Origin of the sequence: Sphingomonas sp. CCH9-F2 (genome assembly GCF_001556735.1) — a bacterium.
Taxonomy (GTDB): domain Bacteria; phylum Pseudomonadota; class Alphaproteobacteria; order Sphingomonadales; family Sphingomonadaceae; genus Sphingomonas; species Sphingomonas ginsenosidimutans.
In genome coordinates, this window is sequence record NZ_LSJO01000447.1 from 1 (window position 1) to 8,634 (window position 8,634).

Sequence of the window (8,634 nt, forward strand, 5' to 3'; positions counted from 1 at the left end):
TCGGCGACACCGCGCAGCTCTACCATCGCCCAGTCGCGCCCGATCGTCGGCGCGCCCTTCAGCACCTGGTCATAGGGAGCATGCGATTGCGTGATTCCCGCGAAGGGCAGCGTCACGCGCTCGCCCGCCGCCGCCTTCGGCGCGCGCGCCCAGAAGGCGAAGACCAGCGGATCGCCCTTCGCCACCGCGCGGGTGATCGGCACGTTGGCGCCATCGTCCCACGGGTGCGCGCCGGGCGCCTTCAACTCGATGCGGATCGCGCGGCCGCCCTGCACCCCGGCATCGTCGATCGCGCGCGCCTTGTGGTTCGACCCATAGGGCACCCAGCCGGCCGACACGTCGTTGACGGCATAGGACAGGATATCCGTCCCCTGCTGCGCGACGCTCGGCGCCGCCATCGCCCATGCCAGCGCCGACAAAATCGCGGCGCACGGTTGCGTCCTGCGCATCCTTCCCTCTCCCCTGTTATCCGTCGTCAGACGATGCGGTTGCGGCGGATCACTTCGCGATACCAGCGCGCGCTCAGCTTGGGCACGCGGCGCTGCGACGCGAAGTCGACGTAATGGATGCCGAACCGCTTCGAATAGCCGTCGGCCCATTCGAAATTATCCATCAGGCTCCACAGGAAATAGCCCTTGAGCGGATAGCCCTCCACCGCCGCACGGCGGAACTGCGATAGATAGCCGCGCAGGTACATCACCCGGTCGGCGTCATCGACGCGGTCGCCCGCCAGCGTATCGTCCGCCGATGCGCCGTTTTCGGAGATGTACAGCGCCTTGGGCTTCCACATCTCGCTGACGTTGCGCACCGTCCAATAGGCCGCCTCCGGCCCGACCACGAGCCATGGCGAGGCCATCCGCGGCGAGGACGCGACATGCGGCACGACCTTATACCCCTTCGGCCCATCGTCGGCGCGTACCCATTCGGGGGTGTAGACATTGAGCGACACGAAATCGAGCGGACTGGCGATGATCGCCATGTCGCCGTCCTTCACCTTCGGCGCGGCGGCGCCTTCCTGCGCCAGATATTCGTCGAGGTAGCGCCCCTCCATCACCGCGGTCAGGAACATCGCATTCTCGATCCGCGTCGCCTTCTGCGCGGCGGCGATATGCTCGGGCGTCTCCATCACGGGCGTGAAGGCGATCATGTTGTCGGCGATGCCCACCTGCGTGCCCGGCTTCGCCTGCGCGCGGATCGCCTGCACCGCCAGCCCGTGCGCCAGCACGCCATGGTGGCGCACCTGGTTGACCCCGGCGGGCGGCAGCTTCAGCCCCGGCGCGTGCAGCCCTTCCTTGTGCGACAGGTCGGTGAAGCAGCGCAGTTCGTTGACCGTCATGATATGCTTCACGCGGTCGGACAGCTTGGCCGCCATGTAGCCGGCGTAATCGGCGAGCGCATAGGCGGTGTCGCGGTTCTGCCACCCGCCCGGCAGCGCGGCGGGATAGTCCCAGTGGAACATCGTCGCATGCGGGGTGATCCCCGCCGCCAGCAGCGCATCGACCAGCCGATCGTAATAGGCGACACCCTTCGCATTGGGCTTGCCGCGCCCATCGGGGAAGATGCGCGGCCAGGCGATCGAGAAACGATACGCGCCGACGCCCAGGTCGCGCAGCAGCGCAATATCCTGCGGGTAGCGATGATAGCTGTCGCAGGCGACGTCGCCGGTATCGCCATTGGCGATCTTCCCCGGCGTGTGCGCGAACACGTCCCAGTTGCTGTGCCCGCGGCCGTCCTCGGCAACCGCACCCTCGATCTGATAGGCCGCCGTCGCGCAGCCGAACACGAAGCCCCTGGGGAAGGACAGGTCGAGCGGCGCGGCCTGCGCCAGCGTCGACCAGCCGGATGCCAGCACCCCGGCGCCCGCAGCGGTCGCCCCGCCGCGCATGAAATCCCGCCTCTTCATCGCCCTCTCCCATCGTCGTGCCCATGGCCACGTTCACACCGCGCCATCTGCCGACGGCATTGTTAACGTTCCCATATCAGCGTGTCGAGCCACTTCACGTGACGCGACAGCGCCAACGCCGCGTGATGGGGCCAGCGCCCCAAATGGGGAATGATCCAGCGATGTCTGAAAGGTAATTGGTCGGGGAAAGAGGATTCGAACCTCCGGCCCCTGCGTCCCGAACACAGTGCTCTACCAGGCTGAGCTATTCCCCGACCAGGGTGCCGCCCGGCCGATTGGCCGGCGACAGGCCGCGGCTTATATCAGCGGTTCACGGGACTTCAAGCACCGATTTCGCAGCGCCACATCGCCCCCGACATCCGCTATTCCGCGAGCGCCAGCAGCCGGTCGCGCGTGTCGATCAACCCCGCCATGTCCCCCGCCGCCGGGGTACGGCCCGCCATCGCACGGTCCAGCCGCGCACGGGAGGGCGGGGCCATATCGTCCAGCCCCGCGACGATCGCCTCCATCTCCGGGATCGGCGCATGGCATTCCAGCACCACGTCGCACCCCGCCGCGATCGCCCCCGCGGCCTTTTCCGCCGGGGTGCCCGACAGCGCCTTCATGTCGAGATCGTCGCTCATCAACAGGCCGTCGAAGCCGATGCGGCCACGGATCACCTCCTCGATCACCACCGGCGACAGCGTGGCGGGGCGGTCGCGGTCCCATGCCTCGAACACGATATGCGTGGTCATCCCCATCGGCGCATGCGCAAGCGCGCGGAACGGCGCCAGATCCTCCTCCAGCGCGGCGGCGTCCGCCGTCACGGTGGGAAGCGCGAAGTGCGAATCGAGCAGCGCCCTGCCATGCCCCGGCATATGCTTGACGACCGGCACGACGCCGCCCGCGATCAACCCCTCCATCGTCGCCCGGCCGATCGCGGCGACGCGCATCGGATCGTGCCCGAACGCGCGGATCGCGATCGCCTCGGTCGTCCCCGCGCGCGCGACGTCCAGGATCGGGTGGCAATCGACCGTGATTCCCATGTCCGCCAGCATCAGCCCCAGCGCGTGGGCGTTGGCGCGCGCCGCCTCGATCGCGGACATCGGCGCGATCTCGTACAATCGGTCGAAGGCGGGACCGGCGGGAAAGGCGGGCCATTCCGGGGGCGCCAGCCGCGCGACCGGCCCGCCTTCCTGATCGACCAGGATCGCCACGTCGTCGCGCCCCTCCAACTCGCGCAGCGAATCGGTCAGCGCGCGCAGCTGCGCGCGGGTCTCCACATTACGTTTGAACAGGATGTAGCCGGCCGGGCGCGCCGCGCGGAAGAACGCGCGCTCGGCATCGGTGAGCGACGGGCCGGACAGGCCGAAGATGACGGGCTTCATGCCGCGCCTTTACGGCGGATGCGCGCGCAACGCGAATGCCGCGCCGGCGCCGGGGCATAACCGCGCGGAACCAGTACGCTGGCAGAACGATTGTCCCGGACCGGTTCCAGAAAGGATCGCCGCTTGCCCCGCACCCTCGCCCACCTTCCGATCGCCGCAACGCTCGCGTTCGCGGTGTCTGCCACGCCCGCCGCGGCGCGGCCGCGCGACGACGCCAGACCGCCGCGTGCGAAGGTGAAGACCCCGCGCGGCGGGCTGGACATCGTCGGCGATCGCGACACGCGGCCGCGCCGCATCCGCGTGATGCTGGGGCCGCAGTTCAACCCCGCCTTCCCCGGTGACGACCGGATGCGCCTGTCCCCGATCGTCAGCCTCTCCAAGGCGCGCGGCAATGATCCCTTCCCGTTCGGCGCGCCGGGCGACGGCAATGCGCTGACGCTGATCCACGCCGGCCGGTTCGAGGCGGGGCCGATGTTCCAGCTGACCGGAAAGCGCGATGCCGACGATCTGGGCGGCGGCCTGCCGCGCGTGTCACGCTCGCTGGAACCGGGCGTCTTCGCGCAGGTGTGGCCGATCGACGCGGTGCGGCTGCGCGCCGACGTGCGGCACGGCGTCACCGGCCATAACGGCCTGATCAGCCAGCTGGCCGCCGATTATGTCGCGCGCGACGGCGACCGATGGCTGTTCTCGCTGGGGCCGCGCGTGCAATTGTCCGATCGCCGCTATCAGCGCGCGTGGTTCGGCGTGGACGCCGACACCGCCGCGCGCACCGGCCTGGCGCGCTTCGATCCGTCGGGCGGTGCCCATGCGGTGGGCGCGGTCGGCCGCGCGATCGTCGCGCTGGACCAGCGATGGTCGGTGCAGGCAGTCGGGCGGTGGGACCGGCTGATCGGGGACGCCGGCGACTCGCCGATCATCGGGCGCGCCGATTCGCGCAACCAGGTGTCGGCCGGGGTCGCGCTGGGCTATACGTTCACGATCGGGCGCTAGAGGCGCGCGGTCAGCTGGTGACGAAGCACCCCTCGCCCGCCACCTTCAGCCGGCCGCAGATATCCGATGCGGCGTTCGCGCTGCCCGCATTGACGCGCAAGCGATAGACGGTGCGCCCGTTGACGGTCGCCGGCTGCACCACCTTGCCCAGCGTCGCGACATAGCCGAAGCGCTTGGCCAGCGCGCTCCACGCCGCATTGGCCGAAGCCTCGCTGGGGAAGGCGCCCAGCTGGATCAGCGCGCCACCCGATGCCGCGCCGGGCACCGGTGCGCTCGGCGCCGTCACGGGGCGCTGCGCGCGCAGCGGGGCGCTTGCGTCCGGCACCTTGGCGGTCGCGACCGGCGCGCCACCGGTGGCGACGCGCGCGGTCGGCGCGGGCGCGGGGGCGCCACGGGTGATCGGCGCCTCGGGCACCGCGCGCAGGTCGATCGCCCCGTTCATGTTGCTGCCGGCGCTGGCGGCGATCGCCGAATCGCCCTCGCCCTTCACCTTCAGCCCGCCGGGATCGTCGGGACGGACCTTGTAGTCGCCCTCCTGCGCCGCGATCAGCGCGCCTTCGCCGTTGACGCCGCGCGCGCCCTGCATCTTGTACAGGCCGAACAGGATCGCGCCCAGCACGACCAGCCCCAGCAGCACCATCACCATCACGCGCGCGACGGGCGCGCCCTCAGGCTCGTCCGCCACGACCGTATCCAGCCACGGCAGGCGATCTTCATCGCGCGGCGCGCCGATCGGTTCGGTCGGTGTCATCAGTGCATCTCCGTGACCGCCTCCACGCCCATGATGGAGAGCCCGTTCCGGATAATCCGCCCGATCGCCGCCGCCAAGGACAAGCGCGCGGCGGTGACGCCATGGTCGTCGGGCACCAGGAAGCGGCGTTCCGGCTTGTCATTGCCGACATTCCATTGCGCGTGAAATTCAGCCGCCAAGTCATAGAGATAAAAGGCGATCCGGTGCGGCTCACGCGCCGCAGCGGCGGTTTCCACGACGCGCGGGAACTGCGCCGCCAGCTTCACCAGCGCCAGTTCCTGCGTATCAAGCCGGGACAGATCGGCGCCCTCGACCGAAATCCCCGCCTCCGCGGCACGGCGGTGCAGCGAATGGACCCGCGCGTGGGCGTACTGGACGTAGAAGACCGGGTTCTCCTTCGACGCTTCCACCACCTTGGCGAAGTCGAAGTCCATCTGCGCGTCGGACCGCCGGGTCAGCATCGTGAAGCGCACCACGTCCTTGCCGACTTCGCGCACGACATCGGCCAGCGTCACGAAATTGCCCGCCCGCTTCGACATCTTCACCGGCTCGCCGCCGCGCAGCAGCCGCACCATCTGCACCAGCTTGACGTCGAAGCGGGTCTTCCCCTCGGTCAGCGCGGCGACCGCCGCCTGGATGCGCTTGACCGTGCCGGCATGGTCGGCGCCCCAGATATCGATCAGCTGGTCGGCCCCCTCCGCCTTCTGATAGTGATAGGCCATGTCCGCGCCGAAATAGGTCCAGCTGCCGTTCGACTTGCGGATCGGGCGATCCTGATCGTCGCCGAACTGCGTCGAGCGGAACAGCGGCAGCTCGACCGGCTCCCAATCCTCGGGCGTCTCGCCCTTGGGCGCTTCCAGCACGCCGTCATAGACCAGGTCACGCGCGCGCAGCACCGCCTCGGCGGCCTCCGGCTTCTTCGCGGCCTGCAATTCGGCCTCGGACGAGAAGACGTCGTGGTGGATGCCCAGCAGCGCCAGATCGTCCTTGATCAGCGCCAGCATCGCCGCCACCGCGCGGCTGCGGAACAGCGCCAGCCATTCATCCTCGGGCGCGGCCACATAACGATCGCCGAATTCCTGTGCCAGCGCCTGCCCGACCGCGACCAGATAGTCGCCCGGATACAGCCCCTCCGGGATCGCGCCGACCTCATGCCCCAGCGCCTCGCGATAGCGCAGGTGCGCCGACCGGGCGAGCACGTCGACCTGCCCGCCCGCGTCGTTGACATAATATTCGCGGATCACGGTATTGCCCGCGAATTGCAGCAGGCTGGCCAGCGCATCGCCCACCACCGCGCCGCGGCAATGCCCCATGTGCATCGGCCCGGTCGGGTTGGCGGAGACATATTCGATGTTCACGCGCACGCCCGCGCCCGCATCCGACCGGCCGTAATCCGCGCCCGCGGCGTGGATCGCATCGATCTCGCGCCGCCACACGTCGTCGTGCAGCGTCATGTTGATGAAGCCCGGCCCGGCGACCGTCACCGCCGCCACCTGGTCCAGCGTGCGCAGCTCGCCGGCCAGCGCCTCGGCCAGCTGGCGCGGGTTGGTGCCCGCCGGCTTGGCCAGCACCATCGCGGCATTGGTCGCCAGATCGCCATGCGTCGCATCGCGCGGCGGCTCGACCGTCACATTGCGGCGGTCCAGCCCGGCAGGCAGGGTTCCGGCGGCGGTCAGCGCGTCGAGCGCGGCATCGACATGAGCGGTATAGCGGGTGAAGAGCGTCATAGCGGCGGCGCCTTAGCCGATGCGTGCCGCGGGTGCAAAATCCGTCAGGCGCGCACCAGCCCGGTCATCGCCCGCCCCGACAGCGCCTTCGGAAACAGCGTCGCACCGACCCGCGCGGGATCGAGCGCAAACTGCTCCGCCAACGCGCCGGCGATGAAGGCGTCGAGCGCCGCGGTCGGCTTTAGGTCGCGGCCCTCGTACAGCGCGGCGGGCGCCAGTCCCGGCCAGTCGGCGAGGATCCGCCCGCCCTTCACCCCGCCGCCCAGCAGCAGCGCGGCGCTCGCCTGCCCGTGATCGGTGCCGCCGGTGCCGTTGACCGCCACCGTCCGCCCGAATTCGGTCGCGACCAGCACGACCGTGCGGTCCCACAGCGGCCCCAGCCCGCTGCGCAGCGACGCGACCAGCGCATCCAGCCCCTTCAGCTGCGCCGCCGAACGCTGCCGCTGACCGGTGTGCGTGTCCCATCCGCCGGTTTCGATCATCGCGATCCGCGCGCCGTCGGCGGGCGCCAGCAGCTTCGCGGCCAGCGCGCCGGTATCGGCGCCCGCCCGCCCGCCACCGCCCGACAGGTCGCCCGCCAGCATCCGCGTCTGCATCGCCTCGGACCAGATCGCGTGCAGCTGCCGGTCGCCCTCGTACAAAGCGGTGACGCGGCGCAGCAGGTCATCCGACGCATCGGGCAGCGACGACGGGGCGTAGGACGCGACCTCCCGGTCGCCGCGCAGCGCCATCGGGATCGTCGCGGATACCGCGATCGCCTGCGCCTCCTGCGCGGGCAGCAGCGCCAGCAGCCGGTTCATCCATCCGCTGCGCTGCTGATAGGCGGCGGTCCCACCGGTCTCCAGCACGTTCTGCCCGTCGAAATGCGACCGGTCGCGATAGGGCGAGGCGATGGCGTGCGCGAACAGCGCCTGCCCCCCGGCGTACAGCCGCGCCACCTCCGGCATCGCGGCGTGCAGCGCGAACATCGCGTCCAGCTTCGTCGCCGTCGCGGCATCCTCCGCCAGCGCGCCGCGCGCCGCGGCGAACGCCGGGTCACCGACCGGCATAAGCATCTGCAACCCATCGGCGGCGCCGCGCTGGATCACGAACACGAAGCGGCGGTCGGTGGCGGCAGCGGCGAAGGCGATACGCGGCGCGAACGCCAGCGCGCCCGCCCCCATCAACAATCCACGCCGGTCGACCAAGAAAGGCGCCATCACATTATCTCCGCAAGGTTTCGGGGGCGACCAGCAACAGCGCCAGCGCCTGTGCCGGGCTGTCGGCACGCGCGATCGCCTGCGCGGTCGCGGCGGACAGCGCGCCGGGGTACAATTGCGCCGCCAGCGCGCGCGCATCGACCGGCGGGGTGCGCGCCGCGATCCGCTGCGCCGCCTCCACGCGGCGCATCACCGCATCGGGCCCGGCCCAGGTCGCCGCCAGATCGTCGAAGCCGTTGGGCTGACCCGGACGCCACATCGGCTGGCCCAGCTGATCGAGCAGCCCCAATGTGCTGCCGGGCGGCACCCGCCGCTGACCGGTGGCGCGTCCGGCGGCGACGGTCCATTCCCACGGGGTCAGGAACTTCACCGGCCCCGGCACCCATGCCTCCGGCGAGGCGACCAGCGCGCGATAGACGGTCGGCAGGTCGCCGCCCGACGACAGGAACGCCGCCGCGACGCGATCGACCATCGCCGCGGGCGGCTGGTCGCCGGCCAGATGCCGGACCAGCTTGGTCGCGACATGCCGCGCGGTCGCGCGATGCACCGCCAGATCGTTCAGGATCGCCTGCCCCTGCGCCAGCCCGTCTTCGGCATAGCGCCGCCCCAGCAGCGTGCGCGCGCCCGGTTCGTGCAGGCCGGGGACGAACAGGAACGTGCCGGGCGGCAGATCGGCATTGCCGCCCCCGCCCAGCCC

General features: G+C 70.7%; 8 protein-coding genes and 1 tRNA gene. 1 reads left to right on the forward strand and 8 read right to left on the reverse strand.

The window, feature by feature from the left end:
• From AX685_RS12355 to AX685_RS12370, 4 genes are all read right to left on the reverse strand, one after another.
• A partial coding sequence (locus AX685_RS12355; RefSeq protein ID WP_066489120.1) for a hypothetical protein occupies positions 1 to 449 on the reverse strand: 449 nt, incomplete at its 3' end.
• 26 nt (positions 450 to 475) lie between these two features.
• The gene (locus tag AX685_RS12360; protein WP_066489121.1) at positions 476 to 1,903 is read right to left on the reverse strand and encodes a GH1 family beta-glucosidase; all 1,428 of its coding nucleotides are present in this window, start codon (positions 1,901 to 1,903) and stop codon (positions 476 to 478) included.
• Positions 1,904 to 2,080: 177 nt separating this feature from the next.
• Positions 2,081 to 2,157: transfer RNA gene (locus AX685_RS12365), tRNA-Pro, on the reverse strand.
• 108 nt (positions 2,158 to 2,265) lie between these two features.
• A complete protein-coding gene (locus AX685_RS12370) occupies positions 2,266 to 3,270 on the reverse strand; it encodes a glycoside hydrolase family 3 N-terminal domain-containing protein (RefSeq protein WP_066489124.1) in 1,005 nt (334 codons plus the stop codon).
• A gap of 123 nt (positions 3,271 to 3,393) precedes the next feature.
• Here AX685_RS12370 and AX685_RS12375 point away from each other — a divergent pair, with 123 nt between their 5' ends.
• A complete protein-coding gene (locus AX685_RS12375; protein WP_066489126.1) occupies positions 3,394 to 4,260 on the forward strand; it encodes a MipA/OmpV family protein in 867 nt (288 codons plus the stop codon).
• Positions 4,261 to 4,270: 10 nt separating this feature from the next.
• On the opposite strand, the gene AX685_RS12380 is transcribed toward AX685_RS12375, so the two are convergent.
• The 4 genes from AX685_RS12380 to AX685_RS12395 form a co-directional block, all read right to left on the reverse strand.
• Positions 4,271 to 5,011 carry an SPOR domain-containing protein gene (locus AX685_RS12380; protein ID WP_066489128.1) on the reverse strand — a complete coding sequence of 247 codons (741 nt, stop codon included), beginning with the start codon at positions 5,009 to 5,011 and terminating at the stop codon, positions 4,271 to 4,273.
• Entirely contained in the window at positions 5,011 to 6,738 is a 1,728-nt protein-coding gene (gene argS / locus AX685_RS12385; protein ID WP_066489130.1) for an arginine--tRNA ligase, read from the reverse strand. Before argS ends, AX685_RS12380 begins: the two co-directional genes overlap by 1 nt.
• A gap of 44 nt (positions 6,739 to 6,782) precedes the next feature.
• Positions 6,783 to 7,937, reverse strand: coding sequence for a DUF1501 domain-containing protein (locus tag AX685_RS12390; RefSeq protein WP_066489134.1), 1,155 nt, complete (start codon positions 7,935 to 7,937; stop codon positions 6,783 to 6,785).
• 4 nt (positions 7,938 to 7,941) lie between these two features.
• Positions 7,942 to 8,634, reverse strand: a 693-nt coding sequence (locus AX685_RS12395; protein WP_156445786.1) for a DUF1800 family protein, incomplete at its 5' end; no start/stop codon positions are given.

Coding starts and splice junctions, on each gene's coding strand:
- AX685_RS12360 (WP_066489121.1), bottom strand. CDS start 1,903: ATGAAGAGGCGGGATTTCATGCGCGGCGGGGCGACCGCTGCGGGCGCC.
- AX685_RS12390 (WP_066489134.1), bottom strand. CDS start 7,937: ATGGCGCCTTTCTTGGTCGACCGGCGTGGATTGTTGATGGGGGCGGGC.
- AX685_RS12370 (WP_066489124.1), bottom strand. CDS start 3,270: ATGAAGCCCGTCATCTTCGGCCTGTCCGGCCCGTCGCTCACCGATGCC.
- AX685_RS12380 (WP_066489128.1), bottom strand. CDS start 5,011: ATGACACCGACCGAACCGATCGGCGCGCCGCGCGATGAAGATCGCCTG.
- argS (WP_066489130.1), bottom strand. CDS start 6,738: ATGACGCTCTTCACCCGCTATACCGCTCATGTCGATGCCGCGCTCGAC.